Raw genomic sequence first — 22,699 nt, 5'->3', positions numbered from 1 at the left:
TAGAAAAAAAGAGAGCGGCCGGGTGCGTTTTTCCAACAAAACGCTTCCGGCTTTGTTTTTGGAAAGGGGGACTGCTTGTGATAAGCAGCAAAAAGAAGGTGCTATCCTTTGCCATTACCGCTGTGGCACTCCTGCTTTTGTTCCTGCTGGCTGTGAACACAGGAAGCCTGAAAGTATCGCCCATGGAACTATTCAATGGATTATTTGTGAGGTACGATCCCGATGTAGCCACCATTTATGATCTGAGATTTCCCCGCATCTTTATCGCCATGCTGGGAGGCGCAGCTACGGCGGTATCCGGCGTGCTCTTGCAGGCAGTGATGAAGAATCCGCTTGCGGATCCCGGCGTCATCGGCATCAGTTCGGGAGCCAGTCTTGCGGCCGTACTGGTGACCGCCTTCTTTCCGGCACTGTACTTTTTTACGCCGTTGTTTGCATTTTTAGGCGGTATGATCGCCTTTCTACTGGTTTACAGTCTTTCCTGGAAGGGAGGACTTTCCCCGCTGCGTATCATCCTGGTAGGCGTGGCGGTCAACGCCATGTTTACAGGACTGATGAGTGCCTTTAATTCCGGCACAGGCAGCAACTATTCCGGCGTGGCCAGCATTGTAAATGCCAACATCACCATGAAAACATGGGACGATTTTAGCACACTGCTTTGGTATGTCCTGGTGGGACTGATCGCATCCTTCTTTGTCACAGGACAATGCAACCTCTTGGCGCTGGAGGATAAAACGGCGCGTTCATTGGGTGTCAACGTCACCCGGAGCCGGATTGTAATTTCCGTGGTGGCCGTATTGCTAGCCGGAATTTCCACCGCCATCATCGGCCCCATTAGTTTCCTGGGATTGATCGTCCCCCATATTGCAAGGCTTCTGGTGGGGAGCAACCACAAAGTCCTGCTCCCGTATTCCATCCTTTTGGGAGCTTTTACTCTGCTCTTGGCCGATACAGTAGGCAGAACCATCGCTGCACCCTATGAGATCAGCGCATCGGTCATCATGTCGGTAGTGGGCGGACCCTTCTTCATCTTGTTGCTAAGGAGGTCGAGGCAAAACTATGGACAATAATATTTTTACCGTCACGGACCTTTCCTTTGCCTATGGAAAACACCAGGTGCTGAATGGACTCAACTTGACCCTCCATGAGGGCACCATCACCACCCTGATCGGGGCCAACGGATGCGGGAAATCCACTTTATTTAATCTGATGACCAAAAACTTGAAACCGGATGCAGGCCAGATCTTTTTGAGGGATCGGGACGTTACGGCTTTCAGGTTAAAAGACTTTGCAAAACAAGTATCCATTGTACACCAGTATAATACAGCCCCTGCCGATTTAACGGTGGAAAAGCTGATTTCTTATGGCCGTACACCTTATCATAATATGGGGATCTCCCCGGATCCAAAGAAGGATGAGGAGAAAGTACAGTGGGCCATGGAAATCACCCATACAGTAAAACATAAGGATAAACCGGTGTCGGAACTATCCGGCGGACAAAAGCAACGGGTATGGATCGCCATGGCGCTGGCACAGGACACCAAAGTGCTGTTTTTGGACGAACCCACCACCTATTTGGACATTCGATATCAGCTTCAGATTCTAAAGCTGATACGCAAACTCAATCAGGAATACGGCATCACCATCGTGATGGTGCTTCATGACATCAACCAATCCCTTTACTACAGCGATGAGATCGTAGCCATGAAGGACGGCAAGATTATCGCCCAAGGGTTACCCCAAAAGATTATCACATCTGAACTGGTGAAATCGGTTTATGACGTCGAGCTTACCATCTCCAGCGTGGAGGGAAAACCTTTTGTGATCCCTGTGTAGCAGAAAACAAGAAAACCTGATAGGACATAGGCAATGAGGACATTGTTTCTGAAAGGAATACGATGTCCTCATTGCCTTTTTTCTTTGGATCCGCCGGGAAAACAGCCGGTGGATTAAAATTCGATCCATAGTCCTAATTCAGATAAAACGTTCTGGAAAATAGAGGTGAATGCTAAAAAGCAATTGAGGTTATCATACAAATTCACAAAAGAGATCGCTGCGTTTTTAGGGAAGAAATAGACTGTTTTATAGCATTCTAAGCCATCTTTTTTTCTTGGGGAATAAAAAGATTCAAAAGAAAATTAGAAATCAACCTTTACAAATGTCTATTTGGGATAAAATAGACAAAAAAGATGGCGTTATTTATTCTTTATTTCCGATAAATGCATTTTGAAAATAAATATCGAGGGGGACTATTGAAAATCAAAAAACTGTATGGTAAAATGTCAATGTAATTTAGGTAGTGTGTTTTTTATTATTTGGTCAAAACGCAAAAAAGGATCAACTCTTATGTTGTTAGCATAGTTCCAAAAGCGAGAGGAGCGTGATGCATTGTTTGCTTGTAGAAGCCCAAATACAAGTAAGCAGTTGAAACGCAAACAAAACGCAAGGATTCCAAACTGAAACGGAGGGAAATTGCAGATGAAATTCAAAAGAACGTTAGCTTTTATGGCAAGCTTAGCGTTGCTTGCGACCAGTGCGTCCGCAAGTGCAATTTTTGCTGGTGCGGAAGACACCAACAAAGAATTTTTATCATCCTTTGAAGGAACTGAAAGTTCCACCCTGTTGGAGGACAACGTATTGTCGTCCGAGAATATGGGCAGAGCTTTGAGCACAAAGAAATCCTCGGTAGCCTATGGCGTAGAGAACACCTACAACAGCGCCTGGCAGGGAAGATATGCCCTGCGCGTTACCGGCCAGCAGCCGGCTGAAGGCGCAGCTGCTTCCCAGAATGTAATTTACAAAGACGTCAACGTCAAGGTTACAAAAGACACCCAGCTGTCTTACGTTATCCTGCCCGCCTACGGCGGAAACAACGACTACAGCGGCTTTGACTGGGAATTCACCAGCCAGTACATCGGTATGGACCTGCAGTTCACCGATGGTACTTTCCTGAGCGACCTGGGTGCTGTTGACCAGTACGGCCACGGCATCACCGGCCAGGAGCAGGGTGAAAACGGCCACCTGTATTCCAAACAGTGGAACCAGGTTAAGAGCAACATCGGCGAAGTAGCCGCCGGCAAGACCATCGATAAGATCATCATCGACTATGGCAAAGCTACCAACGATGCTGGTACTGCCCATGAGATCGATGCTTACATCGATGATCTGCGCATCCGCGAAGTGGATACCTCTCCCAAGGAAACTCCTGTTGAGTATGCCAATATCTTTGTTGGTACCAACAATAAGGCTCTGTATTCCCGCGGCCTGCAGTGGCCCTGCGTCATGACCCCCAATGGCTTTAACGTCTGGGGCCCCTACAATGGCGGTAACAACAACTGGTATCCCCGTCCTGACAACGGCTTTACCTCTATGGCCATCTCCCATAGAGCCAGCCAGTGGGTTGGTGACTTCGGTACCTTTAACTTTGGTGCCAATCCCAACGGCGATACCAGCAACAGAAACAGGCAATACAATGAAGACACCATGGTTGGCAACCCCAACTACTTCTCCATTGACCTGGAAGACGGCATGAAGATCGAATTGACTCCTACCGAGCACGCTTCGGTCACCCGCTTCACCTTCCCGACCGACGCTTCGGCCCCCACAGTGGTTTTGGGTAACGTCACCTTTAACGATGATGGAACTTTCAGCGGCACTGGTAGTGGTACTGGCAGCGAAGGCGGCCGTCAGACCATGTATGTCTATGGCGAGTTTGATAAGGTTCCTAGTCAGACAGCAAACGGAGGCGGTTGGAGCAGCGGCAATGCCAAGTTTGAGGCTGGCACCGAAGAGGTCGTTTTGAAGATGGCCACCTCCTTCATCAGCGCCGACCAGGCCAAGCACAGCCTGGAGCTGGAAGTTGGCGACAAGTCCTTTGACGAAGTCAAGAAAGAGACCACCGATACTTGGAACAACCTGATGAACACCATCCAGGTGGAAGGCGCTTCCGAAGAAGAAAAAGTGGCTCTTTATTCCAACATCATGCGTCTGTACGCAGACCCGCTGGGTTACTCCGAGAATACCGGCACCAATGAAGATCCGGTGTGGAGCTACAATTCCCCCTACTTCCGCGGTACCGTTAAGACCGGCTACAAACTCTATTACAACAATGGTTTCTGGGATACCTTCCGTGGTTCCTGGAGCGCTTACAACCTGCTGACTCCTGACTACGCCGGCGACCTGCTCAACGGCTTGGTTCAGCACTACATCGATTCTGACTGGCTGGCCCGTTGGCTGTCGGTTGGCGGCCGTAACTCCATGGTCGGCACCAGCTCCGACATCATCTTCGGTGATGCTGTTATGAAGGGCATCGACTTTGACGTCGAGAATGCTTACATGGCAAGCCTTAAGAACGCTTCCGTTTACGCCCGCAATGCAACAAGCGGCGCTGGCGCTGTTGACGGCTATGCCGGCCGCGCCGGTATGGACGCTGCTCCCTACGTTGGCTTCACAGATGACAGCGTGGAAGGCAAGGGCCTGTCCTGGGCTTTGGACAACTACCTCAATGACTGGGGCGTATCCAAGCTGGCAGAATCCCTGGGTCACACCGACGAAGCTATCTACTTTGAGAACAGCTCTCAGAACTACGTCAACGTCTGGAACTATGGCGGCGGCGGTTGGTTCGTCGGCCGTTACACCGATGGCCGTTGGAAATATCCCAATGGCTTGACCACTGGTCCCGTCGGCGCCGGCCAAGGCAATGCTTATGACCGTAGCGTTTCCTCCTACGAAGAGACCAACGGCTACACCATGACCTGGCAGGCACTGGGCGATGTCCAGGGTCTGATCAACCTCTACGGCGGCGTAGACAACTTTAACGCCCGCCTGGATGCCTTCTTCACCGACGAGACTCTCGGCGGTACTGCCCGTGACTACATCGTCGACCATTATGATTCCAAACTGGGTCAGTATGGCCAGGCCAACCAGCCCGACCATCATATCCCCTACATGTACTGCTACTCCGGCCAGCCCTATAAGACTCAGGCTTTGACCAGAGATATCCTTGAACGTGTCTATGCCGGCTGGTCCTTCGGCCAGGGCTTCCCGGGTGACGCCGACAACGGCCAGCAGTCCGGTTGGTTCATCATGAGTGCTCTGGGCTTCTATCCCATCAGCACCGGTACCGATGGTTACGTCATCACTTCCCCGCTGTACGACAAGGTTACTCTCAACATGAAGAATGGCCCGCTCACCATCGAAGCCAAGAACAACAGCCATGACAACGTCTATATCCAGAGCATGACCATTGACGGCGAAGCTTATGACGATGTCTTCATCACCTATGACAAGCTGATGAACGCCAAGGAAATCGTCTTTGAGATGGGCCCGAACCCCTCCAATTGGGCTTGCGACACCACTCCTCCCTCGATCACTGACGCTGACGATACCGATGTGCCGAACCCGCTGAAGGATCGTACTTTGTCTAACGTTTCCACCAACGGTGGAGAAAATGATCACCGGACTCCTTGGGCCTCTGTGACCGGTATTAGTAATCCTGCCAACCTGTTTGACAACACCAATGCCACTGCTTCTTCCACCACCTCCGGCGAAGGTTCCGTGACTTACTATTTCCCGGTCGCTCAGAAGATCGAGATGTACACCGTTTCTTCCTCTGGCAAGGCATCCGCTCCCACCGGACTGAAGCTGTACGGCTCCAATGACGGTACGGAATGGACTGAGCTGGATTCCAGAGCCGATGTTGCTTTCGACTGGGATCGTCAGCTGAAACCCTTCGCAGTTGTTAATGACACCAGCTACAACTACTATCGTCTTGATATGACAGGTGCTGAGGGCATGTCTGTGTCCGAGATCGAACTGATGTCCTATCCGGAAGACATCATCTCCATTCCGGAGTCTGTCGCCGATGAGGATGGCGTCTACAACATTGAGGTCAAACTTGACAATCATGCTACTGGCGTGATCGTGAGAGATCCTCAGTTCAATGACATCAGTAACGTGGCTACGATTTCCACTCCTGTACTTAATGCTGACGGTACAAAGACTGTTACCATTTCCCTGATCAGCGATTATGACGACGTTTATGTCACCGCTAAGGATCAAAATGGTTACGAGATCACCACTTCCCGCAAGACCGTTGCCTTGGGTGCTGCAGTTGCTGAGACTTTGACCATCTCCAAGGATGACGCCAATGTCACCGCAACCTTCACCAACACCTTCGAAGGCGGCCAGGAAGTCAATGTTGTCCTCGGCGCTTATGATGCTGAAGGCAAACTGGTTGATGTTTCCATCACCTACGCTGAAGAGGTTGAGCCCGACGGTACTGTTTCCGGTACTATTTCCCTCATCGAAGGCTGCACCTACAAAGCCTTTGCCCTGGGTGCCAATGCTGCTCCCATTTGTGAAGCAGTTTCCCTGGCCTAAGAGCTTTTAGATTCAGCGAAGCATATGCTTAATAAAGCATAGCAATAGGCTGCAGAGCATTTCTTTTGAAGTGCTCTGCAGTTTTTTTATGAATAGACACAAGACAACAAAAGGAAAGAAAAGCGACAAAATTATGGGACAAAAGATCTTGACAGATTTGTTAGCCTATGCTATTATTTTTACGGTTAGTAGTAGCTAAGTTAAAAGACAAAAAACAGTAAGGCTAAGAAGAGGAGTGACCATTATGCCGTTGAGCATGGCAAATCCAGGCGAACGGAATTGCATCAAAAAAGTGGGCGGAAAAGAAGAAGTCCGTCGATTTTTAGAGAACCTTGGCTTTGTAGTAGGCAGTGATGTGATGGTGGTCTCCAAGATCAACGGGGATATTATTGTCAATATCAAGGATTCCCGAGTGGCAATCAGCCGTGAAATGGCCAATAAAATTGTGATCTAAAACCGAAAGGGGCAATCAATATGCAAACTCTGAGGGATGTTGCATGCGGATCGACTGTAAAAGTGGTGAAGCTGCAAGGGGAGGGTGCGACAAAAAGACGCATCATGGATATGGGCATAACCAAAGGGGTATCGGTACATGTGCGAAAAGTGGCACCCCTAGGCGATCCTATTGAAGTTACTGTGCGGGGTTACGAGCTTACACTGCGTAAGGCCGATGCAGAAATGATCGAAGTGGAGTAAAGAGGCTGAAGTGCAAAAACAGATTTCTGTTTTTGCTTTTTTCAAGTCTGTTGGTTAGCTTAAACTAACGAAAAGCCTCAAGTTTGTGTCACAAGAAATGGTAATAGGAAGCGAGGAGAACGTATGTCAATTAAAATTGCATTGGCAGGTAACCCAAACAGCGGCAAAACGACATTATTTAATGCGTTGACCGGATCCAACCAGTTTGTAGGAAACTGGCCGGGGGTTACTGTAGAGAAAAAAGAAGGAAAATTAAAAGGACATAAGGACGTCATCATCACAGACCTTCCGGGTATTTATTCATTGTCGCCTTATACACTGGAAGAAGTGGTGGCTCGAAATTACCTCATCAGAGAACGTCCCGATGCGATCTTAAATATTGTAGACGGCACCAACTTAGAGCGAAATCTTTACTTAACCACTCAGTTGATGGAACTGGGGATCCCGGTCGTTATGGCAGTCAACATGATGGACGTCGTGAAAAAAAGAGGGGATGTCATCAATGTTGCACAGCTTCAGAAGGCGTTGGGATGTGAGGTAGTTGAGATCTCGGCTCTGAAAGGGACTGGTATTAAAGATGCGGCTGAGAAAGCAGTATCTTTGGCCAAACGCAAAGCAAAGGTGGCGCCGACCCATAAGTTTGCTGAGAAAGTGGAAGCTGTCCTGGATGAAATTGAGGGTCAGCTGACAGGCGTCCCAGAGGAACAGAAGAGGTTCTATGCCATCAAGTTAATGGAGCGGGACGATAAGATCAACGAATATCTCACAACACCGCCCAATGTTGAAGTTCTGGTCCAAAAAATAGAAAATGAAATGGATGACGACAGCGAGAGCATCATCACCAACGAGCGTTACTCTTATATCTCTTCCATTATTAAAAAGTGCTTTAGCAAACACAGCAAGGAAAAGCTGAGTACTTCTGATAAAATAGACCGTGTGGTTACCAACCGCTTTTTGGCACTGCCGATTTTCGCGGTGGTTATGTTTATTGTGTACTTCGTGTCGGTCACTACGGTTGGTACTTTTGCCACCGACTGGGTCAATGACGGTGTATTTGGCGACGGATGGTTCCTCGGCAGTGTAGGACGTACCGAGTATGACGAGGCTTCCAGCGAATACGCCATTGAAAATGAAAAAATAACAGCTTATCTGGAAGCTGCAGAGACGGTTGGTATCGACATCAGCGCCCTGCAGGAAACCCTGGAATCCGAAGAGCCGGATCAGTCGGTCATCGATTCCTTTGAGAGCGAGGCTGAGGCTCAGAATTTGACTGCCACAGCTGAAATCCGAGGCGACGAAGGGGAAGTGGAAGAAGAACTTCCAGTGGCTCTCAGTGATTTCCAGGCGGCTTTAGAAGCATCGGAACCTGACCCCAGCGATTATGGCGTATGGGTACCAGGCCTTCCTGGAGTGATTGAAGATGGACTGAATGCTGTGAACTGTGCCGATTGGCTGCAGGATCTGCTGCTCAACGGTATTGTGGCCGGTGTAGGCGCTGTACTTGGCTTTGTACCGCAGATGCTGGTACTGTTCTTGTTCCTGGCCTTCTTGGAATCCTGCGGTTACATGGCGCGTATCGCCTTCATTATGGACCGTATCTTCCGTAAATTTGGTCTGTCGGGTAAATCCTTTATCCCCATGCTGATCGGAACAGGCTGCGGCGTGCCTGGTATTATGGCATCCCGTACCATTGAAAACGATCGAGACCGTAAGATGACCATTATGACCACCACATTTATCCCCTGCGGCGCTAAGCTTCCCATTATTGCTTTGATCGCCGGCGCATTGTTCGGTGGCGCGTGGTGGGTGGCTCCCAGTGCTTACTTTGTGGGCGTAGCAGCCATTGTGGTGTCCGGTATCATTTTGAAGAAAACCAAGATGTTTGCAGGGGATCCCGCTCCCTTCGTCATGGAATTGCCGGCTTATCACTTGCCCACAGTGGGCAATGTCCTGCGCAGCATGTGGGAACGCGGCTGGTCCTTCATCAAGAAGGCCGGTACCATCATCCTGCTCGCTACGATCTTTGTATGGTTTGCCTCTAACTACGGCTTCACCGACGGTGGCTTCGGCAAGGTTGAGATGAGCGATAGTATTTTGGCGGTCATCGGCGGCGGCATCGCCTGGATCTTTGCACCTCTGGGATGGGGTGACTGGAAAGCGGCTGTGGCAGCGATCACCGGCCTGATTGCAAAAGAAAACGTAGTTGGTACCTTTGGCGTCCTGTATGGCGGATTGGATGAAGTGGCTGAAAACGGCTGGCAGATCTGGAACAATATGCAACAGGTCTTTACCGGAATTTCCGCTTATTCCTTCCTGGTATTCAACCTCTTGTGCGCACCCTGCTTTGCTGCAATCGGCGCCATCCGCCGCGAGATGAACAGTGCAAAATGGACTTGGTTTGCCATTGGTTACCAGTGTATCTTTGCTTATGCGGTATCGCTGTGTATCTTTCAAATCGGCTCGTTGTTCACCGGTGGAGGATTCAATGTATTCACTGTAGTTGCCTTCCTGCTGGTAGCGGCCATTCTCTACCTGCTGTTCCGTCCCTATCATCAGAGCAACACTTTGAAAGCAAAAGTCCGTGTGAAATAAGGAGAAAATTCCGCTTTGTGAACAGTGGTAAAGGGAGGTCAAAGAAATGCTCGCGTTCCTCACACAAAACTTTTCTACAATTGTGATTGGGCTTATCCTGCTGGCCATTGTAATTCTTGTGGTCATCAAACTGAGGCGGGATAAGAAAAAAGGGAATTCCTCATGTGGATGTGGGTGTTCTGGCTGTCCGAATTCGTCGATGTGTCACAAAGGAAAATCCTAACAAACACATACTCCTCTTTTAAATAGAGCCAAAAGAAAAGACAGCAAAAGGGATGTCTCCGGAAACTTCCGGAAGGCATCCCTTTTGTCTGCCGTATGAACGGAACAAATCATAAACCATATCAAAAAGGCCGTCGTATAAAAGTGTACGACGGCTTTTTTGATATGTGTAATTCAGGAAAGGTCAGCAGTAAATTTCCATCTGGCGGACGAGATGTTGAGCAAAAGCCTGATCGCATTTTTGGATGGAATCCAGCACAGGTTTTTGGATGTGTTTGGGCATTGCATAGAGTTCAGAAGCAATATTATCCACCAGGTGTTCCTGATTGAGGGCGTCCAAGGAACGATAACGTTCCCCGGCTTGGGTAAAGGGATCGCTGTCTCTGGGACACGCACGGGTTTCCACACCGGATACCGGCATTCCTTCGCCGCTGGTGACGAAGGACCGTGCAGGCGACCATCCGGGTGTACAGTTGATGGAGAGATCCCGGAACCCGGGGCCTAGACGGCGGCGCTGAGCATCCCAGTAGATGAAGGAACGTCCCTGGAGCATGGCGTCGTTTGACAGTTCAATGCCTTCGATAAGATTGGCAGGGGAGAAGGCCGACTGTTCCACTTGAGAACGGTAGTCATCCGGATTGTGTTCCAAAGTCAGAAGGCCCACCGGCAGCAGGGGATATTGGGTTTCACTCCAGATTTTAGTATCGTCCAGAGGATCAAACGGGACATTGTTTTCGTCGGCGGGATCCATCAGCTGGACACGTAATTCATACTCGATGACTTGGCCTCTCGCCAGGGAATGATAAAGGCTCTGGCCGGCAATATAGGGATTCTGTCCCGCTGTTTGCTGTGCCTCATGGCGGTCGATATACCGTTCGCCAGCGAGGGGGATCCAGTGGTATTTTACATACCATCGTTTTCCCTCAGCGTTACACCAGACAAAGGTATTAACGCCGTGACCGCCCATTGTCTGGAAGCTGCATGAAGTTCCCACATCGGAGTAAAGCCACGTCAGCATGTGCATGGCTTGGGGTGTGCGGGCGATAAAATCCCAGAACAAAGAAGGATCTGGAAGATTGTTGACAGGCGAAGGGGAGAGTGCGGCGATGGCTTCCGGGAACCGCATGGCGTCCCGCAGGAAAAAGACGGGAATCTGGTTGCACAAGAGATCGAAAATACCGTCTTTGGTATAAAACTTGGTGGAAAATCCCCGGACATTACGGCAACTATCTGGAGTGTCTTGGGATCCTATCATAAGGGAAAAACGGGTGAAAGTGGGGGTGCGTTGAGCGGGATCCTGGAGAAAACAGGCTTTGGTATACTTGCTCATGGACTGATAGGGCTGAAAATATCCAAAAGCGCCGTACCCCTTGACGTGCAGGACTCGTTCCAAAGGCTTGTGGTTGACGAAGGTCGCCAGAGTCTCATGTAAAATGGAGTCCTGGAGAAGCACTGGGCCACGTATGCCGGCTGTCTGAGAGAAATCTGTCTTGTCGTCACAGGAGACCTTATCGCAGGGCTTCTCCGGCAGAGATGGGGCAGAGTGATGAGCGGGACGTCGGGATGGAGAAGCAACAGATTCCCGATCTGGGAGCGGCTGCGGCTTTTGTGGAGGACAAGGCGGTGGAGGACATGATGATCCCTGGGGCTCGGGGTTAGGACAAGGTGGAGACTCTGAAATAGGTGGCCTGCGTTTGGCTTCTTGAATCTGGCGGTTATATCGTTCAATCATTTCATGAAATGAACTGGGCTCTTGGCGGTCTATCATGGATCATTCTCCCCTCGGCATAAGATCAAATCAAACAATTCAAACAGAACTTTTAACAAAGCATTCTTTTTATGCTTATGCGCCCCGGAAGATAAAATGAACCATCTGCGGACAAAACAAAAAAGACCGTCCCAAGCATGTCAGTGCAGGGACGGTCCTTGTAAAGCCGGAATGAATCAGTCGACCAAATCGCTGTCCAACGGAATAGGAATGCGGTACCCCTGCGTTTCAGGGAGCTCCGGGACCAACACGCCTTGACGATAGGCCAATAAGAGCAGCGTTAAATCGTAGATCTTGTTGCTGACTCGATTGCCGTGATCGGTATCCATCACCATGACCCGGACGATTTCTGTTTCAAATACGTCGGAATGGGAGCGGATATCCATGTTCTCCCCGATGGCCTTCTCGGTCGATTCAAAGGACTGATGGGACATGATGCGCATTCCATGGGAGTTGTAGATGAGGGTGTATCCGGCGATGCCGGTGGTGGGCTGGTACGCCTTGCAGAAGCCGCCGTCGATGACGATAAGGCGCCCGTTTGCCTTGACGGGGCTTTCCCCTTCCACCGCCTTGACGGGGACATGGCCGTTGATAATATGGGAAAAAGGAGTATCCAGATCAAATTCCCGCAGGATCATGGAACAAGTTTCTTCGGAATTATAATGACTGTAATAGGGATTCTTTTTTTCCTCCCAGGTGGCGGGATCGGTCAGATACCGGCGTTCAAAGGTGGTCATCTTGGCCCGGCCGAAGAGGGGAGACAGCTTGCCGCACCATAGATACCACATATAGTCGCAGCACTTTTGTTTGTGAAGACCCTTGTTGTCAAAATAGGCTTGACGGGCCAGACGTTCGGAGTAATCCATAAAAGCGCGGCCCTTCATCTCTTTACCGTCGAAGGTGACGGTGGCCAAGGTACCGTCCTCGTTGAGGGGAATACAACCGTGGAACAGGAGATTGTGATTGAAACGGCGGTACATACTGCCCTTGGCATACAGAAACTGGACGTGACGATGCAGACGTTCGCTTTCCTGAAAGGCGCGTTTGAGGCCGCGGATAACCGATAATTCCTCGTCGTTGAGGGCGTAGGGCTCCCGGGGATCCACGGTGGGGAAATGGGGATTTTTTAAGAGATAAAGTTGACCGTCCAACTGGATCTGCCCCAATGAGTAATCGATTTTATCCAACAGGAGCCGATCGTCCATGTCGTACTCCGGATGGCGTTTGATGATCTGTCCCTCCAGCTTAAAGAGGATAATGGAGATGGCAAGGAGTGCAGCCTTGGCAGGATCCTCCTCCTCCGGATAGGTATCGGTAGCGAATAGGGTGAGGGGACGCAAACTGATGCCGTATCCATTTTCCAAGGAGGTAAAATTGTGGTAGGCGAGGCTGTTTTTGACCACCGTAGCAATGCAGGCTTCACTGCCCGACGCTGCGCCCATCCACAGGATGTCGTGGTTGCCCCATTCGATGTCCACCGAATGGCATTGCATCAGCATATCCATGATGCTGTCGGCCCGGGGCCCGCGGTCAAAAATATCCCCCACAATGTGGAGCCGGTCCACCGCCAGATGCTTAATGAGGGTGGAGAGGGCGATAATAAAAGCTTCAGCGTTGTCGATGCTCAGGATGGTATCGATAATCTTCTGGTGATACACAAGCTGATTGTTGTCCTCATCGGGCTGGGCGTGGAGCAGCTCGTCGATGATATAGCTGTATTCAGGGGGAAGGGCCCGCCGTACTTTGGCCCGCGGATACTTGGACGACAAAAGCTTGCACAGATCAATCAGGCGATAAAGGGTGGACTTGTACCACTCGTCCCGTTCACGAGGATCGCGCACCGATTTGCGGAACATACTGAGTTTTTGTTCAGGGTAATAAATCAGGGTACAGAATTCCGACCGCTCGCTGATGGACATGCTGCCTTCAAACAGCAGATCCACCTTTTCCCGGATGACGCCGGAACAGTTGTTGAGAATATGGTAAAACGCCTCATACTCGCCGTGAAGGTCGCTCATAAAGTGTTCCGTACCTTTGGGAAGATTGAGGGTGGCTTGCAGATTGATGATTTCAGTACATACATCCTGGATGGTTGGATATTTCTCGGCCAGGAGGCTTAAATATTTTAATTCCTCCCGGGTGAACTGATGCTTTGGAGAACCCATAGATTGACACATCCTCTCAAGGAAATCCTATAGACAAGTATACCAGCATTACCCATCCGGGGCAAGACGAAGAAAGCCTTCTAGGAGAAAAGCCTCCGTCCATGAGGACAGAGGCTTTCTTTAAAGGAGAATCGATTTATTTTACGAGATCGGCAAATGAGATGCCGCCAAAGGTATCTTTCCAGTCGCGGGAGAAATCGTCCACCGCCTTTTTGATGGCGGCCATGGAGAAGGCGTCGTGGAGCAGAGAAGGCTGGACGGTAGCGGTATGGGCGCCGGCCAGAAAAGCGTCGTTTACTTGAGCGACGTTCTTGAAGCTGGCGGCTAAGATCTTGGTGTGGGAACCAGTGCGGGCGATCATCTCGGCAAAGGCGGCGATGACGTCACGGGGATCAATGTCCAGATTTTCCATGCGGTTAAAATAGGGGGCAATGTAGTCGGCGCCGGCGGCAATGGCCATAAAACCCTGGATCTTGGAATAAATGGCGGTGGCGGTGACGCCAACACCTTTGTCTTTCAGGGCCCGCATGGCCTTGAGCCCCTCTTCGGTGGTGGGGATCTTGATGAATACCTTGTCATCCACGTGTTGGAGGATGAGCTCTGCTTCCTTCAGGATCTCCTCACAAGTCTCGGCCAGAACCTGGATGTGCAAGGTCTTATCAAAGCCGATGACCTCCCGGATGGCTTTGAAATGCTTGTAGAAGTCGATTTTCCCCTCGGCCTTGATAATGCTGGGATTGCTGGTGACGCCGGTGATGGGAAAACATTGGCTGTAGGTGCGGATGGCCTCTAGATTGGCGCTGTCGAAAAGAAATTCCATAATGATCCTCCTTGAACTTTGGTCTGATTTAATTTTCAAGCAGAGCGGCGCCGATGAGGCCGGCGTCGTCCTCGAACTGGGCGTGACGGATGCGCAGGAATTGGGGGAAGGGGACGAATTCTTTTGCCTTCTCACACAGTTTATCGAACACAATGGGTTCCTTGTTGGCGATGGAGCCGCCGAGGACAAAGATATCGGGATCCACGATACAGGAGATATTGCCGATGGCTCGGGCCATTCCCAGGATGAATTTTTGTTCCACCAGTTCTACCGCGATGGGATCCCCTTGGTAGTAAAGCTGGAACAAATCCTTGCAGCTGACAGGATGGCCATACCGTTCCAAAGCCATGCGTTCCAAGGCCGAACCGCTGCAATTTTCATTGGTGGAGCCGGGAAGGGCATTTTTGCGGTGATAGGGATCGTCGCACACCATCAGATTATATACCTCGCCGGCCATGGCGTTGGCGCCGGTCATAATCTCGCCCCGGTAGATATAGGCTCCGCCTACGCCGGTGGAAATGGTGATGTAAAAGACGCTTTCGTATCCTTTGCCCGCCCCTAAGGTGGCTTCTGCCAGTCCAGCTAGCTTGCCGTCGCCGTTGAGGAAGGTTTTGATGCCGGTTTTTTCCTCAAAGTATTTGACGATCTCAAGATTACACCAATCCTCGTTGAGGTTGGGGGGATTGAGAATTTTACCTAAGCGGAGGTTGAGAGGGCCGGGACATCCGATGCCGATGGTGTGAAATTGAAACTCCTCATTGCGCTGGTTGATAAATGCGATCAGCCGATCCAGATTTTCTTTGGCCGAAAGGGAACGGTCATTTCGGATCTTGAATTTTTCCAGAATGTTTCCGTCCTGATCGAAGATGGCGCACCGCAGCTGGGTGCCGCCGATGTCGACGCCTACTCTTTTCATGCTGGTGTTTCCTCCTTATGATTCGATGAGTACATTTTGAACGCCTCCCCGCCGGGCTGCGGCGGCGAAGTCCTGCATCTGCTGTGGGGAAAATTTACGAGGGTTTTGAGTGAAGCAATAATCCCAATCCACATGCTTGTATTTCGCTTCGGCCAGCGGGTTGTAGTTGAGAAGCTCATAGGTGACGTCTGGATACAAGCCGCTGAGGAATCGTCCGATGGCCTCTACATTCTCAATTGTGGCAGTGTATTCAGGGATGAGAGGGGTACGTACCACCACTCTGTCCCGATAGGCCGACTGGAGTACCAAGGAGAGATTGCGCCTGATAAGAGAATTGTCCACCCCGGTAAAACGACGATGGAGCTCTGGATCCAACACTTTGCAGTCGGCAAACAGGGTATCGATAAAGGGTAACGCCTGAAGCAAAACTGAGCTGGGGATACAGAGGGCGGATTCCACAGCCGTGTGGATGCCTTCTTTCTCGAGGGCCTTGAGGAGCTCCAATGCGAAATCCTGTTGGGAAAAGGGCTCTCCGCCCGACAAGGTCACCCCGCCGCCGTGACGGAAAAAGGGAAGATCCCGTTTGAGCTCGTTTACCGCCTGTTCCACCGTCATCTGCCTGCAATCGTAGGCCAAAGCGCCGGTAGGACAGGTATCGATCGTGGCATCCCAGTCGTTGGGAATATCCCTGTGAAGAGTGATTTTGCCGTCCTCCAGGGACACCGCCCCATTTTGACACTGATGCACACAGCTGAGACAGCCGATGCAGCGCGTATCAAAATATACCACATGCCGCCTTACGTCGATGCCCTCGGGATTCTGGCACCAGACGCACCGCAAGGGACATCCCTTGAGAAAGATGGTGGTGCGGATGCCGTCACCGTCATGGGTAGAGAAGCGGCGAATATCAAACACGTTTCCTTTCGGTTGGTTCAAAGCGATTCCCTCCGGCCGTTTTAGCATTTAAATATCGCTGTAGCTCGTGCGGGCGATGATCTCATTTTGCAGTTCACCGGCCAATTCCGTGAAGTAGGCGGTGTAGCCCGCCACTCGGACGGTAAGACTCCGGTATTGTTCCGGATTCTTTTGGGCGGCGATGAGATCTTCACGGCGCACGACGTTAAACTGAATGTGTGGGATCTTGAGATCCACAAAGGTGCGCAGGAACTTGGCGAATTTATCGATACCGGTTTCCGTGGAGAAAAATTCCGGCAGGAACTTCATGTTAAGCAGACCGCCGTTGGTGGTCAAAACGTTGTCCAAGGAAGACACCGACTGAAGCACTGCAGTGGGGCCGCTGATATCCCGGCCATAGACAGGGGACATGCCGCCGTCGGCCAAGGGCTGGCCGGCAAAACGGCCGTCTGGGGAAGCACCTACCATTTCGCCCATGGGCACGTGGGCCGATACAGTGTACATTCCCGTATGATAAGGGCCGCCCCGGTAATTGTGATGCAGGCTCAGCTTGTGATTGAAATACCGGGCCCATTTGGCACCCAGCTCATCTACCCAGGCGATGTCGTTGCCGTATTTGGGAGCTTTGTAAAGAAGACGGTTGCGCAATACCTCATCGCCTTTGAAATTGGTTTCGAGGGCGTGGAGCAGCTGTTCTTTGGATACCTTTTTCTCGTCAAATACCAGCTGCTTTAAAGCGGCCAGGCTGTCGGCCAGATTGGCCACCTGGATCATCTGGATGCCGGACAGGTTATACACAGCGCCTCCGCGGGTGACGTCCATGCCGCGTTCCATGCAGTCGTCGATGACCGATGACAGGAAAGGCGAAGGCAGGATATCCATATGGGCTTGTTCCACCTGCTCACATGCCAGAATCATGCGCTCCATAAAATAGTCGATCTGTTTGGCAAAGGCCGCTTCCAGCTGATCAAAGGTTTCGTATTGCGTAAGGCTGCCGAAATCGGGAGCGATCTGCTTGCCGGTCAAGAGGCATTTTCCGCCGGTCAGCGTCACTTCCAAAGCCTTGTTTAGATTAAACATGGCCGCGTCGCTCCAACCCAGATTATTGCCCTGAGTGGTCAATTCTACACATCCGACAATGGCGTAATCCAGAGCGTCCTTGTGGGAGATCCCCAAGTCTTCCAAAGCATGCACAACGGCCTCGTCATTGAAGAACTGGGGCATACCGCTTCCCTTTGCCACCACCCGGATGCTTTGTTTGAGGAGTGCATCTGAAGTGTGCTTGTGCAGCCGGACGCTTAAATTGGGCTGGGGGAGCCCTAGATGCTCCTGGGCCTTGAGACACAGGAAGGAGAGCTCATTGGAAAAATCATTGCCGTGGGCATCCTGGCCGCCGATGGCGATGTTAAAGCCGATGGGGAATCCGGCAAAGAACTTGGCGCTGTTGCGGTTGCGGAGATACACGATCTCGTTGAATTTAAGCCACAGACATTCCAGGATCTCCAGAGCTTGCTGATCGTCCAGACACCCTTCATCCACGTCCCTGCGGTAGAAGGGGTAGAGGAATTCATCCAGACGTCCGGGAGAGAAGGAGGAAGCGTTGGATTCCATATGCAGCACTACAAACAGGATCCAAAGCGACTGCACCGCCTGATGGAATGTTTTAGGAGGATTGCTTGCTAAGAAGGCACAGTTATGGGCCACCACCTGCATACTGGCGCGGTTTTCCTCTTTGGCGTTTGGGATCATGGAGAGGATTAGATCGTGATAGCGCATCAGAAACCCTTGAACGCCTTCCATCACGATAGCGACGCTTTCATAGAAGTCCCGTTTTTCACCGCTGGCGTCTTTCATACGATCCAGCGCATCCTGGCGCAGTCCGGCAGGACCCAGTTGGAGCCATTTGGCGCAGTCGGGACAAATATGACCTTGGGCATGGTCCTTCTGATTGATTTTGACCACGCTGCTGATCTCATCGATTTCTTTGCCGTAGCGTTTGCGGATGACGTCTTCCAAAGAACGTCCTTGCCAATAAGGTTTGATGTCCTCACGGAAACGGAGGATATCCTCTTCACGAACCTGGAACTTATCCTGAGGACGGGTAGGCAACGTTTCAAACTCACGGTCCACCCAGGAGCTGCCGCTTTCCGGGAACACAACACCGTACCGTACGCCCTTGGTGCGGTTGCCGACGATTAACTCCTCTTCCTCTGCGCCGATTTCAAGATGCAGAAGCGCATTTTTGAGGGCCAAAGCCCGCTTTAGAATGGCTGGTTTCTCCTCATTTTGTTTATAGGTTTCTGTGATTAATAGGGCCTGTTCAATGGAGGCATACCGGGGCTGGGACAACATTTTATCTTTCAAGACGGAAATTCTGGGCATCATGGTCAGGTTGCGCATAAAAAACACCCTTTCTCATGGACGTTTGGTAAATTGATTCATGGATTGTTTTGTATCAATTAATATTGTTTGAGATTATTATAATGTTATTCATCTCATAAGTCAACAGGGAAAAGCATCTTTTCAAAATATTTTTTGCAGTTAAAACAGCTATAAAAAAAGAAAAGGTTCCCAAGCCCAAAAGGGCCGGGAACCTGATTGTTTAAAGAATTTCCACATCCAATTCCTTAAGCGCCTCCGAAATCTCATGGGAGGGGGGGGACTCTGTAATAATGCCGGAAAAAGCGTCTAAAGTAGCGTAATTGTAATTGCCGTCCATCTGGAATTTCCGGTTTTCACACAGGAGATAAGAACGACGGCTGGCATGCAAGATTGCACTTTTGGTCATACCGTCGGTGACGTCATAAGTAGCGGCCTCATTGTGAAACACATTGACTCCCACTACGCCCAAAAAACAGAGATCATATTTAAACTTTGAGATGGTCTCAATGCTCATACTGCCGATAAAACCATCCCTACCGTTGTCCAACACACCGCCCACTGAGATCAGCTGTACATTACAGCGGCGGGAAAAAAAGTGGATGATCTCCGCCATGTTGGTAACCACCGTTATAGTTTTATTCTCCGCCAAGATGAGTTTAGCGATCTCCAAACTGGTGGTGGAGATATCCAAAAATACCATATCATTTTCATGAATCAGCTGGACCGCCTTAGCGGCAATGGCGCGTTTGGCCGCCACGTTTTCCGACTTGCGTCCCTTGACCTCAAAGATATGGGTGTTGGAACGGGGGGATACAGCACCCCCATAGGTCCTTTTCAGAAGTCCTTTTTTCTCAAGAGCAGCTAGATCTTTACGAATGCAGTCCTCCGTTACATTGAATTGTTCACTTAGTTCCTTAACCAGAACCTTTCCATGCCGGTTCAGAAGGACAACAATCTGCTCCTGCCGTTCTTCCATAAACACAGCACAAATCCCGCCTTTCCCCTAAGATCATTTTAGCCTCATTATACCGTTTTCTCCTCGAAATTTCAACGTTATCTCAAAAAACAGAGAAAGAAAAGGGACGACCCTCCTAAAAGGATCGTCCCAAAAAACGGGTTTTATTTATTTGGTGATGGTAATAGAACTTTCTACGCTGACGTCACACCATTCCTTGTCGCTGTTGGCGCCCAGGAAGGAGAAGAGGCGGAAGCCAGTAGAACCGACCTGCATGGTGATGGTGTAGGTTCTGACATCGCCTTCGTCCACACAATTATCCACAGTAAAACTGATAGCGCGGTCTCTTTCGTTTCTGACAGACAATTTTGTGGTGTTGAGATTGGTCTTTACTTCGACGGTAAAGTCCTCATTAACTTTGGCGGTATCGCTGAGAATCTTGGCCGAATAAACTTCAGCAGGTCCGCTGGCCGGAGGCGCCACATCGCCGATGGAGATGGTCACCTGACCGATGGGGGAGAAGATGCCGTCGCTGCCGCGGCCATTGACAGTAATGGTGCGGGATGCACCGGCAGTGCCCAAACAGGCGGTAACAGTCCAAACCTTTTTGTCGCCCACGATAGAGCTGGAGGGAATCTGCATTCCCAGACCCTTGCCGTTCTCGTTGCTCAGGGCCAGTTGACGGACGTCTAAGGAGGTGGTAACTGTCAGTGTAATGGTCTCGTTGACATCATAATGATCCTTGTCAGCTACGACAGGTTTCACTTCCACAGGCTTGGGTTCCAGATCCCTCACAGCCTGCTGCAGGGCTTCGGTGAATTCATCCACCTGCTCCTGATTGTACATGGCGCTGGCATACACTTCGCGGGAAGTCTGAAGCTGTTCATTGAGGAGATCCACGCTCTCCTGTGTGAACCCGGATAGATCGAGGGAATCAACCGACTGAATGGCTTCATCCAAACCGGTTTTATCCACCGGATCGGGGGTATAAGTGGCAACAGCCAGACGGGAATCAGCCGTACCATAGTAGAGATACCAGGTTCCCTGATAATAGACCAGGCCTTCTACGAAACAGACGTTGTTAACAAGGCCTTCCAGTTCATAATCTTTTTCCGGATACATAAAGGCTTGAGCCATGCGGGTAATGAGCTTGGTGGGGTCGTCGGGGTCAAACAAAGCCATACCGGGCAGATAGGCGTTGTGAACCACCATGGGATCACCAGAGCCGTTGGGGTTTTCATTGGCGCCGTTGTAGATCAAGAGAATGCCATACTCGGTGTAGATAGCGGGGGGGCCGGGTTCTACGATGCGGCTGTCATACATACCGGCACGCTTGGTCATGATGGGCTGGGGATTGCCATTGCCGTCTACGACGACTTCCCAATGGATCAGATCGTCGGAAGTGGCGGCATAAAGAGGATGCTCGTTAAAGTACATCCAGTATTTGCCGTCGATTTTGCGGGCGATCATCTCTTCGCCCACCAGGTCGCAGACGATGGAACCGGATTTTGTCCACAGATCCTGGTAGTTCTCCTCGTAGTCCACCAGGGCGGGACCGTGTTTGGTCCAGTTGATGAGGTCGGTGGAGGTGGCCACTGACAGGGTCGCTTTGCCTTTGGAACGGCTATAAGAGGTATAGGTCATGACATAAGTGCCATCCTCGCGTTTGACCACACGGGGATCTTCACAACCGCCATCCTCGCCGCCGCCGGGGATGTCATACATAAAATCGTTGTCCGGGTACAGGATGGGGCTGTCATAACGCTCAAAGTTGAGGCCGTCGGTGGAGGTGGCTAGGCCGACGCGGGAAACCAGGGGATCATCTTGGGCGCGGAATAGGACGTTCACAACGCCGTCCTTCACAATAGCGCCGGGATTGTAGAGATGCCCTTCCTGCCAATGGACTTCAGAATCGGTGACCGGGTCGTGGAATACCGGCTCGTCCGAAGGAGTCAAAATGGGGTTGTATTCATCCACTTTCTCAAAGGGTCCTAGTGCCCAGGAGGGATAAGCGCCGCACTCGTAAAGCTGGAATTCAGTCAGCTGGGTAGTAACGTCGCCGTTGTTGGAAAGGATGTCCAGGCGATAATACTCGTAAGCCTCGGTATTGTCAAATTGGAAGAGACGGCGGAGCTTATCGCCCTCAAAGGTCTCGCCCCTGCGGGAATCCAGGGTTACCCAGTGTTCGCCGTCGTTGGAGGCCAGGAGGTCCCAATCTTTGGGGTCGCGGCCATGGTCGTTCTGTGCGCTGACAATGGCGTACTGGTTGATGGGATAGCGGTGGCCGTCCTTGAATTGGAATTGCAGCCACACGCTGGTGGAGAAGGAAAGGAATTTGGTATCCCGCTTATTGTCAAAGGCCATCTCCGGTTGCTCTTTGGCAGGGGGATTGACGGCGTTGGAGGTGATGATACCGCCCTCTAAGCTGCGGATGACAAATTCATTTTCCCCAACCGATTTCTGGACATTGACGGTACAGGTAGCGGTCTTGTATCCATTTTCTGAAATGGCGATGATAGTGCCCTCGGCCGCTTCCGTACCCATAAGGGTAGCGGTAGAAACGCCGGTCTCTTCATCATAAGATTCCGATACAACCGTGACAGCTGGAGTCGTGGAAGTAAAATGGACCCGCTTGTTTTCCACATCGTCCGGGGAAACGGTAGCCGAGATGGTAGCGGTTTTTTCGGTATAAAGGGTGAGTTCAGTTTTGTCCAGATTGACGCTCTGTACCATCGAGGAGGCAATGGCCTCGGCCGTGGCAGCGGCACCCGGATTTACCTGAGAAAGATCAGCAGCACTTGTGCTGAACATAGGAATGCTCAACAGCATCGCCGCAGAAAGAAGCAAGGCAAGCGGCCGTTTTGCTTTTTTCATAGGGAATCCTCCT

General features: G+C 50.8%; 15 protein-coding genes. 7 read left to right on the top strand and 8 right to left on the bottom strand.

Annotated features, from left to right (window positions below; translation table 11 throughout):
• Positions 1-77: 77 nt before the first annotated feature.
• The 7 genes from C12CBH8_RS09125 (at position 78) to C12CBH8_RS09095 (ending at position 9,892) form a co-directional block, all read left to right on the top strand.
• Positions 78-1,070 (top strand): FecCD family ABC transporter permease, encoded by a 993-nt coding sequence (locus C12CBH8_RS09125; RefSeq protein WP_246441465.1) that lies wholly within the window; start codon positions 78-80, stop codon positions 1,068-1,070.
• Entirely contained in the window at positions 1,060-1,836 is a 777-nt protein-coding gene (locus C12CBH8_RS09120) for an ABC transporter ATP-binding protein (protein WP_090264624.1), read from the top strand. Before C12CBH8_RS09125 ends, C12CBH8_RS09120 begins: the two co-directional genes overlap by 11 nt.
• A gap of 642 nt (positions 1,837-2,478) precedes the next feature.
• A complete protein-coding gene (locus tag C12CBH8_RS09115; RefSeq protein WP_215533066.1) occupies positions 2,479-6,381 on the top strand; it encodes a GH92 family glycosyl hydrolase in 3,903 nt (1,300 codons plus the stop codon).
• A gap of 244 nt (positions 6,382-6,625) precedes the next feature.
• The gene (locus C12CBH8_RS09110; protein ID WP_171846253.1) at positions 6,626-6,835 is read left to right on the top strand and encodes a FeoA family protein; all 210 of its coding nucleotides are present in this window, start codon (positions 6,626-6,628) and stop codon (positions 6,833-6,835) included.
• A 20-nt stretch (positions 6,836-6,855) separates the two neighbouring features.
• Positions 6,856-7,077, top strand: coding sequence for a FeoA family protein (locus C12CBH8_RS09105; protein WP_090264620.1), 222 nt, complete (start codon positions 6,856-6,858; stop codon positions 7,075-7,077).
• A 123-nt stretch (positions 7,078-7,200) separates the two neighbouring features.
• On the top strand, positions 7,201-9,669 hold the full coding sequence (gene feoB / locus C12CBH8_RS09100) for a ferrous iron transport protein B (RefSeq protein WP_215533065.1): 2,469 nt from the start codon (positions 7,201-7,203) through the stop codon (positions 9,667-9,669).
• A 46-nt stretch (positions 9,670-9,715) separates the two neighbouring features.
• On the top strand, positions 9,716-9,892 hold the full coding sequence (locus tag C12CBH8_RS09095; protein WP_090264616.1) for a FeoB-associated Cys-rich membrane protein: 177 nt from the start codon (positions 9,716-9,718) through the stop codon (positions 9,890-9,892).
• 183 nt (positions 9,893-10,075) lie between these two features.
• Here C12CBH8_RS09095 and C12CBH8_RS09090 read toward each other — a convergent pair whose 3' ends face one another.
• The 8 genes from C12CBH8_RS09090 to C12CBH8_RS09055 form a co-directional block, all read right to left on the bottom strand.
• Positions 10,076-11,659 (bottom strand): catalase, encoded by a 1,584-nt coding sequence (locus C12CBH8_RS09090; RefSeq protein ID WP_246441462.1) that lies wholly within the window; start codon positions 11,657-11,659, stop codon positions 10,076-10,078.
• Between the two features lie 176 nt (positions 11,660-11,835).
• Entirely contained in the window at positions 11,836-13,824 is a 1,989-nt protein-coding gene (locus C12CBH8_RS09085; protein ID WP_090264614.1) for a fructose-1,6-bisphosphatase, read from the bottom strand.
• Positions 13,825-13,960: 136 nt separating this feature from the next.
• Complete coding sequence (locus C12CBH8_RS09080) at positions 13,961-14,644, bottom strand: fructose-6-phosphate aldolase (RefSeq protein ID WP_099322608.1); 684 nt, start codon at positions 14,642-14,644, stop codon at positions 13,961-13,963.
• 28 nt (positions 14,645-14,672) lie between these two features.
• Complete coding sequence (locus tag C12CBH8_RS09075) at positions 14,673-15,560, bottom strand: ROK family protein (RefSeq protein WP_090264609.1); 888 nt, start codon at positions 15,558-15,560, stop codon at positions 14,673-14,675.
• 15 nt (positions 15,561-15,575) lie between these two features.
• Positions 15,576-16,496, bottom strand: a complete 921-nt coding sequence (locus tag C12CBH8_RS09070; protein ID WP_246441459.1) for a glycyl-radical enzyme activating protein — start codon at positions 16,494-16,496, stop codon at positions 15,576-15,578.
• A gap of 27 nt (positions 16,497-16,523) precedes the next feature.
• Positions 16,524-18,875, bottom strand: coding sequence for a glycyl radical protein (locus tag C12CBH8_RS09065; protein ID WP_215533063.1), 2,352 nt, complete (start codon positions 18,873-18,875; stop codon positions 16,524-16,526).
• Between the two features lie 202 nt (positions 18,876-19,077).
• Complete coding sequence (locus C12CBH8_RS09060) at positions 19,078-19,833, bottom strand: DeoR/GlpR family DNA-binding transcription regulator (protein WP_246441818.1); 756 nt, start codon at positions 19,831-19,833, stop codon at positions 19,078-19,080.
• A gap of 147 nt (positions 19,834-19,980) precedes the next feature.
• A complete protein-coding gene (locus tag C12CBH8_RS09055; protein ID WP_141682370.1) occupies positions 19,981-22,686 on the bottom strand; it encodes a glycoside hydrolase family 130 protein in 2,706 nt (901 codons plus the stop codon).
• Positions 22,687-22,699: the final 13 nt, after the last annotated feature.

It is taken from the genome of Solibaculum mannosilyticum, from assembly GCF_015140235.1.
Classification (GTDB): domain Bacteria; phylum Bacillota; class Clostridia; order Oscillospirales; family Acutalibacteraceae; genus Solibaculum; species Solibaculum mannosilyticum.
This window is presented reverse-complemented; position numbering and strand designations above follow the sequence as displayed.